The 12,845-nt window shown below is 38.3% G+C and carries 17 protein-coding genes and 2 tRNA genes; 8 read left to right on the forward strand and 11 right to left on the reverse strand.

Features of this window, described 5'->3' with window-relative positions:
• Nucleotides 1–12: 12 nt before the first annotated feature.
• From CTY47_RS02325 to CTY47_RS02335, 3 genes are read left to right on the forward strand one after another with little or no spacing between them, the layout of a single operon-like run.
• Nucleotides 13–447 (forward strand): dCMP deaminase family protein, encoded by a 435-nt coding sequence (locus tag CTY47_RS02325; protein ID WP_099463235.1) that lies wholly within the window; start codon nucleotides 13–15, stop codon nucleotides 445–447.
• An 11-nt stretch (nucleotides 448–458) separates the two neighbouring features.
• Nucleotides 459–2,174: a S41 family peptidase gene (locus tag CTY47_RS02330; RefSeq protein ID WP_099463236.1), complete on the forward strand. Its 1,716-nt coding sequence runs from the start codon at nucleotides 459–461 to the stop codon at nucleotides 2,172–2,174.
• Nucleotides 2,131–2,655 carry a 5-formyltetrahydrofolate cyclo-ligase gene (locus tag CTY47_RS02335; RefSeq protein WP_233202108.1) on the forward strand — a complete coding sequence of 175 codons (525 nt, stop codon included), beginning with the start codon at nucleotides 2,131–2,133 and terminating at the stop codon, nucleotides 2,653–2,655. The genes CTY47_RS02330 and CTY47_RS02335 overlap by 44 nt, the downstream gene beginning before the upstream one ends.
• A gap of 3 nt (nucleotides 2,656–2,658) precedes the next feature.
• Here CTY47_RS02335 and CTY47_RS02340 read toward each other — a convergent pair whose 3' ends face one another.
• Nucleotides 2,659–2,952 (reverse strand): DUF721 domain-containing protein, encoded by a 294-nt coding sequence (locus CTY47_RS02340; protein WP_099463238.1) that lies wholly within the window; start codon nucleotides 2,950–2,952, stop codon nucleotides 2,659–2,661.
• 3 nt (nucleotides 2,953–2,955) lie between these two features.
• Nucleotides 2,956–4,053 carry a DNA replication/repair protein RecF gene (recF, locus tag CTY47_RS02345; protein ID WP_099463239.1) on the reverse strand — a complete coding sequence of 366 codons (1,098 nt, stop codon included), beginning with the start codon at nucleotides 4,051–4,053 and terminating at the stop codon, nucleotides 2,956–2,958.
• A gap of 149 nt (nucleotides 4,054–4,202) precedes the next feature.
• Here recF and CTY47_RS02350 point away from each other — a divergent pair, with 149 nt between their 5' ends.
• The 5 genes from CTY47_RS02350 (at nucleotide 4,203) to CTY47_RS02370 (ending at nucleotide 6,096) form a co-directional block, all read left to right on the forward strand.
• On the forward strand, nucleotides 4,203–4,892 hold the full coding sequence (locus CTY47_RS02350) for a tetratricopeptide repeat protein (protein ID WP_099463240.1): 690 nt from the start codon (nucleotides 4,203–4,205) through the stop codon (nucleotides 4,890–4,892).
• A 79-nt stretch (nucleotides 4,893–4,971) separates the two neighbouring features.
• Nucleotides 4,972–5,466 carry a 6,7-dimethyl-8-ribityllumazine synthase gene (gene ribH, locus CTY47_RS02355; protein ID WP_099463241.1) on the forward strand — a complete coding sequence of 165 codons (495 nt, stop codon included), beginning with the start codon at nucleotides 4,972–4,974 and terminating at the stop codon, nucleotides 5,464–5,466.
• Nucleotides 5,467–5,497: 31 nt separating this feature from the next.
• A tRNA-Tyr gene (locus CTY47_RS02360) sits at nucleotides 5,498–5,580 on the forward strand.
• A 19-nt stretch (nucleotides 5,581–5,599) separates the two neighbouring features.
• A tRNA-Gly gene (locus CTY47_RS02365) sits at nucleotides 5,600–5,672 on the forward strand.
• Nucleotides 5,673–5,781: 109 nt separating this feature from the next.
• Nucleotides 5,782–6,096 (forward strand): hypothetical protein, encoded by a 315-nt coding sequence (locus tag CTY47_RS02370; protein ID WP_099463242.1) that lies wholly within the window; start codon nucleotides 5,782–5,784, stop codon nucleotides 6,094–6,096.
• Between the two features lie 290 nt (nucleotides 6,097–6,386).
• Here CTY47_RS02370 and CTY47_RS02375 read toward each other — a convergent pair whose 3' ends face one another.
• The 9 genes from CTY47_RS02375 to CTY47_RS02415 form a co-directional block, all read right to left on the reverse strand.
• A complete protein-coding gene (locus CTY47_RS02375) occupies nucleotides 6,387–6,689 on the reverse strand; it encodes a DUF4491 family protein (RefSeq protein ID WP_099464044.1) in 303 nt (100 codons plus the stop codon).
• Between the two features lie 181 nt (nucleotides 6,690–6,870).
• Nucleotides 6,871–7,236: a preprotein translocase subunit SecG gene (secG, locus tag CTY47_RS02380; RefSeq protein ID WP_099463243.1), complete on the reverse strand. Its 366-nt coding sequence runs from the start codon at nucleotides 7,234–7,236 to the stop codon at nucleotides 6,871–6,873.
• Between the two features lie 7 nt (nucleotides 7,237–7,243).
• Complete coding sequence (locus CTY47_RS02385) at nucleotides 7,244–7,930, reverse strand: hypothetical protein (RefSeq protein WP_233202075.1); 687 nt, start codon at nucleotides 7,928–7,930, stop codon at nucleotides 7,244–7,246.
• Nucleotides 7,931–8,013: 83 nt separating this feature from the next.
• Complete coding sequence (locus tag CTY47_RS02390) at nucleotides 8,014–8,526, reverse strand: LptE family protein (RefSeq protein WP_099463245.1); 513 nt, start codon at nucleotides 8,524–8,526, stop codon at nucleotides 8,014–8,016.
• A 1-nt stretch (nucleotide 8,527) separates the two neighbouring features.
• Entirely contained in the window at nucleotides 8,528–9,718 is a 1,191-nt protein-coding gene (locus CTY47_RS02395; protein WP_099463246.1) for a sigma-54 interaction domain-containing protein, read from the reverse strand.
• A gap of 100 nt (nucleotides 9,719–9,818) precedes the next feature.
• Nucleotides 9,819–10,646, reverse strand: coding sequence for a lysophospholipid acyltransferase family protein (locus CTY47_RS02400; RefSeq protein WP_099464045.1), 828 nt, complete (start codon nucleotides 10,644–10,646; stop codon nucleotides 9,819–9,821).
• Nucleotides 10,647–10,654: 8 nt separating this feature from the next.
• Nucleotides 10,655–11,539, reverse strand: coding sequence for a CDP-alcohol phosphatidyltransferase family protein (locus CTY47_RS02405; RefSeq protein WP_099464046.1), 885 nt, complete (start codon nucleotides 11,537–11,539; stop codon nucleotides 10,655–10,657).
• 7 nt (nucleotides 11,540–11,546) lie between these two features.
• On the reverse strand, nucleotides 11,547–12,275 hold the full coding sequence (locus tag CTY47_RS02410) for an SDR family NAD(P)-dependent oxidoreductase (protein ID WP_099463247.1): 729 nt from the start codon (nucleotides 12,273–12,275) through the stop codon (nucleotides 11,547–11,549).
• Between the two features lie 10 nt (nucleotides 12,276–12,285).
• Complete coding sequence (locus CTY47_RS02415) at nucleotides 12,286–12,756, reverse strand: adenylyltransferase/cytidyltransferase family protein (protein WP_099463248.1); 471 nt, start codon at nucleotides 12,754–12,756, stop codon at nucleotides 12,286–12,288.
• Nucleotides 12,757–12,845 lie beyond the last annotated feature (89 nt).

Genomic DNA, 12,845 nt, shown 5'->3' on the forward strand with positions numbered 1-12,845 from the left:
AACAGGTAAACGATGTGCGAAAAAACAGAAAAGCAACTCGAATTGGATAAACGTTATCTCCGAATGGCTGCCGTATGGGCTGAAAATTCGTATTGCAAACGCCGTCAGGTAGGAGCTCTTATAGTAAAAGATCAAATGATTATTTCTGACGGTTACAATGGTACGCCTTCCGGTTTCGAGAATGTTTGCGAAGACGAAAACAACGTAACCAAGCCCTATGTACTACATGCCGAAGCAAATGCCATTACCAAAGTGGCAGCATCGTCCAACAGTAGTAAAGGAGCAACTATATACGTCACTTCCGCCCCATGCATAGAATGTGCGAAACTTATCATACAATCAGGTATTAAACGCGTGGTTTATTCCGAAAAATACCGTATAGAAGACGGCTGCAACTTACTGAAACGTGCAGGTGTTATAATAGATTATATAGAGACGAAAGAATAATTAGACGTTTTATGAGTAAAAATAAAAGATTGGCCATCTGGCTACCCGTTATAATAGCTGCCAGTATTTCATTAGGTATTTTCATCGGAAACCATTACTATACCATAGGACAAGGCAAACGGCATAAGTATTCGAGCGGGAATAAGATAAACGCAGTATTGGACATAATAGATGAACAATATGTAGATACTGTCAACATGGGGCAGCTGGTGGAAGGAGCTATTCCTAAGATATTCAGCGAACTCGACCCGCATTCGGTTTACATTCCGGCCGAAGACGCTGCAATGGTAAACGAAGACCTGGAAGGTTCATTCAGTGGTATTGGCGTTTCTTTTAACATGCAGACCGATACGATAATGATCATAAGCGTCATACCCGGCGGGCCATCCGAAAAAGCAGGCCTACTACCGTTTGACCGTATTATTACAATTAACGACTCGATATTCTCCGGCAACAAAACATCACAGGCAAAGATCATGAAAACCCTGCGTGGTGCAAAAAACAGCACAGTAAAACTGGGAGTAAAACGCGGCAACTCGCCCGAACTTATCTACTTTGATGTTACAAGAGGCGACGTACCTGTTAAATCTGTAGACGTAGCTTATGAAGTGCATAAAGGTGTCGGATATATCAAAGTAAGCAAATTCGGACGGACTACATACAACGAATTCATAACCGCCATAGCCAAACTGAAAGAGGCAGGATGCACCTCTTTTATCGTAGACCTCAGAGGAAATACAGGAGGATACATGGATGCTGCCATCAATATGTTGAATGAATTTTTACCGGAAGGACGACTGATAGTTTATACCGAAGGAAAATCTTTCCCCCGCTCGGATGTATATGCCAATGGTACCGGAACATGTAAGGATAATCCTATCGTAGTATTGACAGATGAAATATCGGCTTCGGCCAGTGAGATTTTCTCAGGAGCCATCCAGGATAATGACCGGGGGCTGATTATAGGACGACGCACATATGGAAAAGGATTGGTACAGACCCAGATAGCACTTACCGATGGCTCCGCGCTACGCCTTACCATAGCCCGTTATTATACACCTTCAGGACGTTGCATCCAGAAAAACTATGAAATGGGTAAAACGGATGATTACGATCAGGATATTTATAACCGTTACATACACGGAGAGTTTGACTCGGCCGATAGTATCAAAATGAATGATAAATTAAAATACCAAACAGTGAAGGGCCGCACCGTTTACGGCGGAGGAGGTATTATGCCTGACATTTTCATCCCACGCGACACAAGCGGCATCACTTCTTATTATTCAAGCATTATAAACAGTGGCGTACTTTACCTGTATGCATTAGAATATTCCGACCGTAATCATAAGAAGCTGGCTTCTTTCAAGACCTGGCAGGACATGTACAAATATCTGCAACATCAACCATTGCTGACAGACTTTACAAACTTTGCAGCAACAAAAGGTATCAAGAAACGTCCTACACTGATTAATATATCAGGTAAACTGATCGAGAACCAGCTGCAAGCTTATATCGTACGCAATTTCTTTGACGACGAAGGTTTCTATCCGATCTTTTATAACGACGACGTTACATTGAAACGTGCAATTGAAATATTGAAAGAAGGAAAATCCGTACCGACTGCTGAAAAAACATCCAACAATGGAGAATTACAAAGCCAAGCAAATGCTACGCGAGGCTATGGCCTTGCGAAAGAAAGAATATTCGAGAACTACATTATCTGAATTATCCCAGCAGATAATGGACAAACTGGAGCAAACTGATGCTTTCAAAAAAGCCAACTGTATTGCTCTGTATCATGCCATTGCCGGAGAAGTACAAACGGCAGATTTCATTGAAAAATGGTATGAAAAGAAAAAAATACTCCTCCCTGTAATAGAAGGCAACGATCTGAGATTGTTGCCTTATACGGGAAAAAGCTCCCTAAGATCAGGCATATTTGGCATCTTGGAACCGGCAACCCCAGATAAAGAAGAAAAAGTCATAGATGAAAAAGATATAGACTTAATCATCGTTCCGGGAGTAGCTTTCGATAGGCTACATAACCGCATGGGGCGGGGCAAAGGCTACTACGACCGACTATTGTCTACACTTTCGGCACTTAAAATAGGAATATGTTTCGACTTCCAACTACAAAACGAAATCCCGGTGGAACCTTTTGATAAAAAGATGGATTACATCATCACGGAAAACGAAGTCATCTAACTTCTAACGGATAACCAAATCAGTAATAGCTGTTGCTTTGGCATATTCATTCAGGCTTTTAATAAGCCTTTCCCGGCAAAGGGTAAGTTCGCTACGCAAGACTGAAGAAGTAAGCGAAACATAAAGTACCTTATCGCGTACATATATATTACGTGTATAATGCAAAACCATTGGGCCCAGCACCTCTCCCCAAGCACGTTGCACGCGGATTTCGATCATTTTCTCATACAGTTCGGTATTATCTTCAAAAAAGTCCCGGAGAACCTCTCCTATCGATTGTGTATTTTTACGCAACATACATTATTCCTCCATTGGTTGAATTTCACCCTGTTCCACTTTAAACAATGCATAATCATGATGCATAGCCGATAATATTTCATCCAGATATTTACGGTTCGTATCCGTAATAAAAATCTGTCCGAATGTGTCATTACTCACCAACTTGACAATCTGCTCAACACGGGCGGCATCCAGTTTATCAAAAATATCGTCGAGCAACAGTATAGGCGTTGTATTGCCTTTTCTGGCAAGAAATACAAACTGCGCCAGCTTCAAAGCAATAAGATACGTTTTGTTCTGACCTTGCGAACCGATACGACGAATCAGGTATCCTCCCAGTGTCATTTCGAGTTCATCTTTATGAATGCCCGTCGAGGAATAACCAAGAATACGATCCCGCTCACGGTTATTCAATAACATATCCGCCAGGTCTCCCTCCTCAAGTTGGGATGCGTAACGTAATCCGACCTGCTCTGCAGACTGGCAAATCGTTTGATAGTATTCATTAAAGATAGGGGTAAATTCGTCTACCAGAGATTGGCGTTTTTCCCTAATCATCCCGCCATACATACCCATCTGCATCTCGAGCACTTCGTACAAAGAAGCATCCTGAGATTGGTTTTTCAGTAATACATTACGCTGTTGCATGGCTTTATTATACTGTATCAAAGCATGAAGATACTGCTTATCTTGCTGGGAAATAATAACATCCAACAAGCGTCGTCTTTCATCACTCCCGCCCTGGATCAATTCCGAATCGGCCGGAGACACCATCACGAGAGGCAAAAGGCCTATATGCTCCGAAAGCTTGTCATACTCTTTTTTATTCCGTTTAAACTGCTTCCGCTGGCGACGGCGCATAGCACAGAATATATCTTCTTCCCGCCCTTCATAGTCATAAAAACCTTGAATCACGCACAGTTCTTCATCATTACGAATAATTTGATTGTCCGGTGTATTGATATGACTTTTACAGAAAGACAAATAATGGATAGCATCCAGTAAGTTCGTCTTACCCATCCCGTTATTGCCAAAAAAGCAATTCATTTTGGGAGAGAAAGAGACTTCCGACTGAAGAATATTTTTGTAATTAAGAATAGAAAGCTTTTTTAATATCATCTGTACCGCATTAATCGTACAAAATTAAAAAATATACTTCTAAGTATAGATTATATCAGTAAAAAAAACTACTTTTGCGCTTTGAATTGCCAAGTTCATAATTACGGCATTAAATCAGTGATAAAATTAATAAATAACTATAACACATTATGGCTACTAAAGAAAAGGACACCAACAAAGAGTTAGAAGTGGAAGAAATTGTTTCCAAATCGGAACAGTTTATTGAGAACAACTCAAAGAAAATTATTTACAGTATAATAGCTATTGCACTCGTTGTTGGAGCTGTTTTGGGAATCAGGCATGGTTATTTAATTCCTCAGGAAAAGAAAGCCGCAGCTGCTATGTTTAAAGGTGAACAATACTTTGCAAGAGACTCTTTTGCATTGGCATTGAACGGTAACGGTTCTGATTATGAAGGCTTCGAAGCTATCATCGACCAATACGGAAGCACCGACGCAGCTAATTTGGCAAAAGCATACGCCGGTATCTGCTATTTTAAGCTCGGAGATACGCAGAAAGCATTGGATTTATTGAAATCATTCAGCTCAGGCGACAACATGATTTCACCGGCCATCACAGGTCTTATCGGAGATTGTTATGTAAACATGGGTAATGTTAAGGAAGGCATCAGCTACTTTGAAAAAGCTGCAAAACAGGCAGACAACGAAGTAATAAGCCCGATATATCTGAAAAAGGCAGGTACTGCTTACGAAAGTTTAAAGCAATACAAAGATGCAGCAAAAGCATACACATCTATCAAAGAAAAATATGCTACTTCAATGGAAGCTGCCGATATTGAAAAGTACATTATTCGTGCGACTGCATTATCTGAAAATTAAAAACGGAATACATAGTTAATATAACAAACAAGAGGATGTCTCAACTTATAAGGCATCCTTTTCTTTTAAGAATACAATTATGGCTACAGCTTATCAGAATTTATCGGATTACGACTTCAACAGCATTCCTGATGCATCAGAAATGAATATTGGTATCGTAGTTGCAGAATGGAACAAAAACATAACTGAAAAATTGCTGGAAGGTGCTTGCAACACATTGGAAAAGCACGGAGTAAAACCGGAAAATATCGTTGTCAAACGCGTTCCGGGTAGTTTTGAACTGACTTTTGGCGCCAAAAGATTGGCTGAATCTAAAGAATTAGACGCTATAATTGTTTTAGGATGCGTTGTAAGAGGAGATACTCCACATTTTGACTACGTATGTTCTGGAGTTACCCAAGGCATTACAGAACTGAATCTTATGTACGATATTCCTTTCATCTTCGGACTGTTAACTACTGACACCATGCAACAATCAGAAGATCGTGCCGGTGGAAAATACGGAAATAAAGGAGATGAAGCTGCTATTACAGCAATAAAAATGATCGATTTTTCTTGCAAATTACAAAATTAATTGTACCTTTGCACTGCAATTAAAAGCAAGGGGGCAGTTACCAGAGTGGCCAAATGGGGCTGACTGTAACTCAGCTGGCTTTCGCCTTCGGTGGTTCGAATCCATCACTGCCCACCCTTATTTTATGCAACTTGCGGAAGTAGCTCAGTCGATAGAGCATTAGCCTTCCAAGCTGAGGGTCGCGGGTTTGAGCCCCGTCTTCCGCTCTTAAAGAGGAAAACTGAAAAGTTTTCCTCTTTTTTTATTCCTTTCCCACGAATGTCGCTAAAATAATATATATCTTAGCCCCGTTAACAAATAAAAAACAAATACGATATGAGACCTACAAAATGGACATCTGTGCTGCTGACTGTTTTAATGCTAACCAGTTGTGCTTCCTATAGAATAGAAAATCAAATGCACAAGATTGAATTAGGTATGTCCAAAAAGAAAGTAGTATCTGTACTTGGTAAAAACTACGATACAGTTGGAGCCAGTGTAACGCCGGACGGCTCTTTTGAAAGAATCAGCTATCCCTTTGCTAACATACTAAACGAAGATGGTTATTACATTTTAAGTTTCAAAGACAATGTGCTTGTTGAATGGTTCAAAGAAAAAAAGCTAAACCGGAACCATTATCACGAACATTGAATTATATTTAGTTACTATTCTCTTTTTTAGCAGGTCGTCATTATGAATGCTCCGCATCGCTTTCTTAACGTTCGTTTTTAAATCACCGAAACGATAAGAAACCGAGATTCCAAAAGTACGGTTCCAATCTTTATTAGTCAGAACAGACGAAAAGCAAAGGACCGCAAACATAAGCATTTTGTTTACCTTTATTATCATTCAGCTTCAGATTCCACAATTACTCGGGAACTAAAAAGGCGATTATTTGATCGGGGCAAAGCATATATCCTCGAAATAAAAGAGGAATTAAATTACCGGGGATAATTCCTTTTAGGATTCTTCGGGAACCAACCTTTTAACACGCGCTCTTCTTGTTCAAATATCTCTTTTATTGTCCAGAAAGAAGAAAAGGCAAATACCCCGAATATAGCAGAAAGAAATACGCTCTCTATAAATAAAGAGGAAACAGTTCCAGCTATCCCCAAAACAAGGAATATCCACCAACATTTGGTTCCCCAGTAATATTCGGCTTTTACTACTACTGGATGGAATAATCCGATAATCAAGAAGGTTACAATACCTATCAGCAAACCATCAAAATTAATTGATTCCATATTCATTATTTTTCTAATATAAATTTTATTTGTAAATCAAAGATACGAAGATAAAGCATATATAAACAATAGATTCTTTTTATCTTATGATTGACAAATCACAATGTCCGGCCAAAAACAAAAAAAAAGACACCCGGCAATTCATGTCGGATGTCTCTCATATCGTTATTGAAACGTATTTTTATTCTGCCGGCTTTTCTGCAGGAGCTTCTTCAGTTGCAGCTGGCTGTTGAGCCGTTCCAAAGTTAGGAGCAACAGTATTCGGATCTATTGTTACAGCATTTTCAACTTGTTGTTTGATCTCTGACTGACTGGAATGTTCTACTCTAGGAATAAATGAAGTAATAACAATACTCAAAACTATTACAGTTCCGGCCAAAGTCCATGTAGCTTTTTCCAGAAAATCGGTAGTCTTACGTACCCCCATAATTTGGTTAGAAGAAGAGAATCCTGAAGCCAAACCGCCTCCTTTTGAATTTTGAACCAATACAATTAAGATTAACAGTATTGAAGCGATTAGGATTAAGATAGAAATAAATACGTACATCTTAGTTTTATTTTTTAGTGTTAATAATCAATTTTTCCAAAAATCTAATTTGATCTGCAAAGTAAATATTTTTTTCCGGATATTTCAAGTTTAAGTTTTTATTTATTTGTAACGCTTTCTCATATCGCTTTTGTTTAACATAAATATGAGCTAAAGTTTCCGTAAAATAGGAGTCATCCAACGGTTTAAGATGTGCTTCTTCCAATTCATCCGACGAATCAGAAATATCTAAACTCTCATCTGCAGACTCTATATTTAATCCACTGCCAGGAATACGTTGTTCTTCATTTTTGATAAAAGAATCAATCAGGTCATGATGCTGCAATTTTGCAACCGGTTCATTGTTCTCATGTTTTTCATCTGTTTCGGAAAGAGACCAATAAATATAATCCGAAGAAACAGACGGTTGGAACAGTAATGTATTCTCCGTCTGTTGTCCGTTATCATCTGCGCTTGAAGACAAGAATGCTTCTATTAAAGAAAAAGAATCATCTTTTTCAAAATCGTCTTTTATTGAAGAATTATTTGTTTTTAATCCATAAAGTTCACCCTTAACCAAAACAAACATTTTTTTTCGGTCAGGAATATGAACTGCCATCTTTTTTAACTCCGAACCGAAACATATATCATTCAACACAGCAAGATTCTTCAAATATAACATTCTTGCCGTATGGAAATAAGGAAAATCATCCACAATCTGTTTTAAAACAGGAAGCGTTTCTTCCGACAACGAAGAAGGATTCTCCATTAAACGATATAGTTCCGCCGTATTCATCCTTACCAGTTAGCTACCGTTGCATTATAGATTTGATCTACCAGTTCATCTACAATCTCTTTACACAAAGAATCCTGTATATTTTGCAACATCACATTACTGTCAAATTCACGATATGCAGAAAAAGTTTGTTCAAAGTCATCATCCGGAGTAACCCGGTTTGAATAACGAACACGAACCGTAATTGTCAAACGTGTTTGAGACGCATAAGCATCTTCTTTCACTGCCATAGGCGTCAGTTCATAACCAGTTATCTCACCTTCCAAATCCAAATCGCCGTTGCTCCGTACTAATTGTAAACGGGTCTGACGTATGTAAATATCCTTCAATGTCTCTGTGAAGACCTGTGATAAAGGAGGATATACCAAAGCTGCCTGGTTGGGAAAATCTTTAATGGTTATTGTTTTAATTTTTGTATAATCAATGGAAGCGCCATTAAATTTATACGAAATAGAACATGCCGTAACCAATGCGGTCAAAAGACAAAAGAATACTATTATTTTTTTATTCAACATATTACTCCAAATTATATTCTTTAATTTTACGATACAATGTACGTTCTGAAATTTTCAAGTCGGCAGCAGCATTTTTACGACGACCGTTATGTTTCTCTAAAGCTTTACGTATCATTTCCTTTTCAACATCTTCCAAGGATAATGACTCCTCTTCTTCTACATCTTCAGCTTCTTGTATCGGCGCATGGTGTACCTGATGAACCGGATGTATAGGATGAGCATATGATGATTCTTCCGGAACAGGCATTTGTATATTTCCTCCCATTATGTCATGCACTAATTTCTTTAGTTCGTTGACATCCTTTTTCATATCAAAAAGTACCTGATAAAGAATCTCCCGTTCACTGTTGAATATCTTTTGATCATTGTCTTGTTTTACCAGTACCGGATATTTCTCCACATTCAAATTAGGCAGATATTGACGTAATATATCAGCCGTAATATCTCTGTTTTCCTCAATTACTGAAATACGTTCGGTCACATTCTTTAATTCGCGCACATTCCCAGGCCAACGATAAGTTATCAGTAACTGACGTGCTTCATCTTCCAAACGGACAGGAGGCATTCTATATTTCTCTGCACAATCTCCGGCAAACTTACGGAATAACAAAGGAATATCTTCTGTGCGTTCACGTAATGGAGGAACCTGGATAGGTACCGTACTCAAACGATAAAATAAATCTTCACGGAATTTTCCTTCGGATACGGCTTGTATCAAATTTACATTGGTCGCCGCAACTATACGTACATTTGTTTTCTGAACTTTTGAAGAACCTACTTTAATAAACTCCCCTGTTTCCAATACGCGTAACAAACGAGCCTGTGTAGGCATGGGAAGCTCGCCCACTTCATCTAAAAATATGGTTCCACCATCAGCTACCTCAAAATATCCCTTACGGTCGGCCAACGCCCCTGTAAAAGAACCTTTTTCATGACCAAACAATTCGGAGTCAATAGTACCTTCAGGAATTGCGCCACAATTTACTGCAATATATTGTCCGTGCTTACGGGGACTATTCTGGTGTATGATTTGAGGGAATGTTTCTTTTCCCACACCACTTTCACCTGTAATCAAAACAGATAAATCGGTCGGAGCAACCTGCAAAGCCACATCAATCGCACGATTCAAGGCCGGGCTATTACCAATAATTCCAAAACGCTGCTTTATCTGTTGCACGTCTATTTTTAACATCATATTTATTAGATATCTGTAATTATTTCAGTTTATCTGCCAAAATTACAAATCTTAATCCAAACTTCCACAACAGAAAGCAGAATCTAATAGTCGTTTCTTATTTTTTAGCACCGTAAGTACGGTTATACAAAAATTCGGCTAGCTCCTTATCGTCTGAAATATTTTTTATCTCCTCTGGAGAAATTGGTTCACCTATATAAACATCAGCCGTCTTACCACGTTTATTAAACGCTTCTGCTGGTATACGCAATGTCCTTATTTTCCAACTGATATTTCCCAGCCAATAAAAGAATTTTGAATTCAGAAAATCAAAATATACAGGATAAACCGGAACATTTGATTTACGAATCAAACGTATGACACTATGAGTCCAAGGCAAATCTTGTATTCTTTTTGTATCTTTATTATAAAAGGAAATTGCTCCGGCCGGAAAGAAACCCATCGGATGCCCTTCTTTCAAACGCTGTAAAGAGACACGGACTCCATTAACATTAGCTGGATTTGCTCCTTGGTTATTGGAATCCGGTACTACCGATACGAAATTGTCATCCATCGCTCCGATCTTGGAAAGAATGCCGTTTACCATCACTTTAAAATCCGGGCGGCGAGCAGCGAATATATCAATCAACATAATACCGTCCAACGATCCGATCGGATGATTGGAAACTGTACAAAAAGCACCTTCCGGCAAATGATCTAAAAGCTCTGCATTATGAACATTATATTTAATATCAATCAGCGGATCGCCCAACAAAGATGTTGTAAACTTAGCCCCACGTAATGCACAATTATTAGCATGTACTTTATTAACTTTGTCCACACAAAGCAACTTGATGACCAATTTCCCTAAGAAAGTTCCAACAGGTCCTTTAAAAAACGGGACCATTTCCTGTAGGTCATATATATCAACTACACTTTTTTTCATAATTCCTATTACAAGAAAGATGCGCACATCTTTTCGTGCTTCTTCATTGCAATAGCCAAAACAATATTCAGCACGATTAGTTCATACAAATAATAAGCCCAAACCTGTCCGGTCAGCACTATAATAAACATGACTATAGTACGTCCGTTAAATGTTAGCAAATCTATAAGACGCATAAGTTCACGGCTCTGCTTACGAAAATTAATCCTGATATCTTCAGGAATATTATCTCCATATTCAGCATGTAAACGACATAGCATTTGTTGCAAAGTCGGAGTTGCTTTTACTTGCAGCAGGGTATACCAGCGATATAAGAAATAAAAAGCCTTATTAATACCATATTTCATTTCTTTGTGCTTGGCCTTCACCTGTTCTAAAGATTGAAATTCGGCTCCTTTATCCTTACTTATAAAATAAAGATGAAGTGTTTTGTAATAGTCAGTAATATTCGCTTGTATCAGATGAGAGAGTCCGGATAATACGGCCAAAGCAAAAAACCAGTAAGTACCATAATCGTGCGCCAACCGCAAAGCGAAACCCACATATATACAAGTAAACCAGATATCTCCGGCAAAACCATCCAAAATACGTCCAATTGCCGATTTAATGCCAGTAAGACGTGCCAGCTGCCCATCTACACAGTCCAATATATTAGCAAATACAAGCAATAAAATTCCTATAATATTATACGTCAAATTATCGTGGTAAAACATAAATCCGGTACCAGCCCCTACAAAAATAGAAACGACTGTTACCATATTCGGTGTAATCCTTGTACCACGAAGCATCTTGGCAATACGAAAACCAATAGGACGATAAAATATCCTGTCAATTACATTTTCAGTCTCTATTGATTTTAACGAAGCCTCGTATTCTTTATCCAAATTACTCATTTGTTCATTATTTATATGAGTAGCCACCATCAACAACAACTATTTCGCCATTAAAGTAACTATTTTCTATCAACATTTTATAGACTTCAGCCAACTCGTCGGGATCACAAAAACGCCCTAAAGCGATCTTATTTTCTATATTCCGCCGTATCTCCACTGGTTTCGTTTTCTGCCATTCCGTATCAACAAAGCCGGGAGCCACAGCATTTATCCGTAAGTCATATGGAGCTAAAAACTTAACTAAATTTTTCACTAAAGCGTGAATCGCACTTTTAGTCACACCATATGCCAGAGATACGGAATGAGGTTCAATACCCATTAAAGAACCGGTAAAAACTATCGATCCTCTTTTATTCATTAAACCAACAATACGCTGTAGAAGAAATACAGGAAAATGAACATTCGCAAAAAATACCCGCTCCCATTCCGGCACCGACAATTCTTCAAACGGATCACGGCAAGTCATGCCTGCATTAAATACAATGGCATCTAACTGAATGGATTGGTCTGTCAAATACAGATATATGCTTTCTATGGAATTACAATCGGAAATATCAGCTTTCAAACTGCTGACTTTTACATCATAAATCGCCGAAAGTTCCTCACAAACCTGCGCAGCTTTTATACAATCCGAGGCATAAGTCAACAAAAGATTATAACCCGATTTGGCTAAACAAGAAGCAACCGCCTTACCAATACCCTTTGTACCTCCGGTAATTAAAGCATATTTCTCCATGAAGTGTATTCTATTCTTTTTCGCTAAAGCCTTTTACGGATTGAGGCTTCGCATTACGTTGAGATTTAAGATTAGCTTCGTATGAATCATGAATGGTCTTTTTCAGATTTGAAGAGGAAACGCCTGTTCCATAAGGAAAATAAAAAACTTGAACTCCCAAATCTTTCAAATAGTCATATTTACCATACCAATCATCACCAACAACAAATGCATCGATATTTAATTTTTTGACAATTTCCGAATGATCCAACGAATGTTGGGGAATTACGATATCCGGTGTTTTCAAGGCTTCTATAATCTGAAGACGTTCATTAAACGGGATTATCGGACATGCCTTGTAAGAAGATACTAATTCATCCGTACTTACACCTACAATCAAAATATCCGCCAGGCTACGGGCATAATTAATCATCCGAAGATGATTGTAATGAAACATATCAAATGTCCCGGAAGTATATACTATCGTTTTATCCTTAAACATGTCGCTATTTTAATTTTGAACCGCAAACTTACACAAACTTTTCCTATCTAAAAAGTATAATAGGAAAAAGCATACGTTTCAGGACTTAA

Origin of the sequence: Parabacteroides provencensis, assembly GCF_900232875.1 — a bacterium.
Classification (GTDB): Bacteria; Bacteroidota; Bacteroidia; order Bacteroidales; family Tannerellaceae; genus Parabacteroides; species Parabacteroides chinchillae.

What these genes read in the sequence shown, in the direction of transcription:
- CTY47_RS02410 (WP_099463247.1), bottom strand. Translation starts at nt 12,275, where the DNA reads ATGGAGAAATATGCTTTAATTACCGGAGGTACAAAGGGTATTGGTAAG.
- CTY47_RS02335 (WP_233202108.1), top strand. Translation starts at nt 2,131, where the DNA reads ATGGCCTTGCGAAAGAAAGAATATTCGAGAACTACATTATCTGAATTA.
- secG (WP_099463243.1), bottom strand. Translation starts at nt 7,236, where the DNA reads ATGTACGTATTTATTTCTATCTTAATCCTAATCGCTTCAATACTGTTA.
- CTY47_RS02405 (WP_099464046.1), bottom strand. Translation starts at nt 11,539, where the DNA reads ATGAGTAATTTGGATAAAGAATACGAGGCTTCGTTAAAATCAATAGAG.
- CTY47_RS02330 (WP_099463236.1), top strand. Translation starts at nt 459, where the DNA reads ATGAGTAAAAATAAAAGATTGGCCATCTGGCTACCCGTTATAATAGCT.
- CTY47_RS02415 (WP_099463248.1), bottom strand. Translation starts at nt 12,756, where the DNA reads ATGTTTAAGGATAAAACGATAGTATATACTTCCGGGACATTTGATATG.
- CTY47_RS02395 (WP_099463246.1), bottom strand. Translation starts at nt 9,718, where the DNA reads ATGTTAAAAATAGACGTGCAACAGATAAAGCAGCGTTTTGGAATTATT.
- recF (WP_099463239.1), bottom strand. Translation starts at nt 4,053, where the DNA reads ATGATATTAAAAAAGCTTTCTATTCTTAATTACAAAAATATTCTTCAG.
- CTY47_RS02375 (WP_099464044.1), bottom strand. Translation starts at nt 6,689, where the DNA reads ATGGAATCAATTAATTTTGATGGTTTGCTGATAGGTATTGTAACCTTC.
- CTY47_RS02390 (WP_099463245.1), bottom strand. Translation starts at nt 8,526, where the DNA reads ATGTTGAATAAAAAAATAATAGTATTCTTTTGTCTTTTGACCGCATTG.
- CTY47_RS02400 (WP_099464045.1), bottom strand. Translation starts at nt 10,646, where the DNA reads ATGAAAAAAAGTGTAGTTGATATATATGACCTACAGGAAATGGTCCCG.
- CTY47_RS02370 (WP_099463242.1), top strand. Translation starts at nt 5,782, where the DNA reads ATGAGACCTACAAAATGGACATCTGTGCTGCTGACTGTTTTAATGCTA.
- CTY47_RS02340 (WP_099463238.1), bottom strand. Translation starts at nt 2,952, where the DNA reads ATGTTGCGTAAAAATACACAATCGATAGGAGAGGTTCTCCGGGACTTT.
- CTY47_RS02325 (WP_099463235.1), top strand. Translation starts at nt 13, where the DNA reads ATGTGCGAAAAAACAGAAAAGCAACTCGAATTGGATAAACGTTATCTC.
- CTY47_RS02350 (WP_099463240.1), top strand. Translation starts at nt 4,203, where the DNA reads ATGGCTACTAAAGAAAAGGACACCAACAAAGAGTTAGAAGTGGAAGAA.
- ribH (WP_099463241.1), top strand. Translation starts at nt 4,972, where the DNA reads ATGGCTACAGCTTATCAGAATTTATCGGATTACGACTTCAACAGCATT.